The organism is Nocardioides dilutus (assembly GCF_054779555.1).
Genome location: NZ_BAAGYA010000007.1, coordinates 1 through 982 on the forward strand (window position 1 = coordinate 1; position 982 = coordinate 982).

A 982-nucleotide genomic window follows, 5' to 3' on the forward strand; every position below is an offset into this window, starting at 1 on the left:
GAACACCGCCGGGCTGTCGCCGCCCTCGGGGCCCCGACCAGCCCACGACCACGCGTACGCCGGGTCCTCGACGGCCAGGCCGCCCTCGCCCAGGTCGAGGGGCGCGAAGGTGTCGACCATGACCGCGGACTCCTCGAAGTAGTCCACCCCCAGGGAGGCCTCGATCGCCGAGGGCTGCGGGCCGTGGGCGTGGCCGCCGGGGTGCAGCGAGATCGAGCCGATGCCGATCCCCGATCCCTTGCGGGCCTCGTAGTCACCGCCGACGTAGAACATGACCTCGTCGCTGTCGACGTTGGAGTGGTAGTACGGCACCGGGATGGCGAGCTCGTGGTAGTCGACCTTGCGCGGCAGGAAGTTGCAGACCACGAAGTTGTGGCCCTCGAAGACCTGGTGGACCGGTGGCGGCTGGTGGATCTTGCCGGTGATCGGCATGTAGTCGTCGATGTTGAAGGTGTAGGGGTAGAGGCAGCCGTCCCAGCCGACGACGTCGAACGGGTGGGTTGCATAGGTCATCCGGGTGCCCACCACCCCGGCGCTGGTGCGGTGCTTGACCAGCACGTCGACATCACTCTGCTCATCACTGGCCTCGGCCAGCAGTGGCGCGTCCGGGCCGTGCAGGTCACGCTCGCAGTAGGGCGCGTGCTCGAGCAGCTGCCCGTAGCGGGACAGGTAGCGCTTCGGGGGTGCGACGTGGCTGTTGGCCTCGATCGCATACAGCCGGCTCGGCTCGGTCGGCAACCAGCGGTGGGTGGTGGCCCGTGGGATGACGACGTAGTCGCCGGCCCGGTAGGGCACGACGCCGAAGACCGTCTCGACCGTGCCGGTGCCGGCCTCGACGTAGACACACTCGTCGCCGATCGCGTTGCGGTAGTAGGGCGAGGGGTCGGTCCCGGTGACGACGTAGCCGATGCGGACGTCGTTGTTGCCGAGCACGAGCCGGCGGTCGGTGACCGCGTCGGTCCCGGTCTCGAGGTCGTGCAGC

Annotated in this window: 1 protein-coding gene; it reads right to left on the minus strand. The window is 69.2% G+C overall.

Features of this window, described 5'->3' with window-relative positions; translation table 11 throughout:
• On the minus strand, window positions 1-982 hold a 982-nt coding region (locus tag ACYVC6_RS22695; RefSeq protein ID WP_460716842.1), incomplete at both ends, for a homogentisate 1,2-dioxygenase domain-containing protein.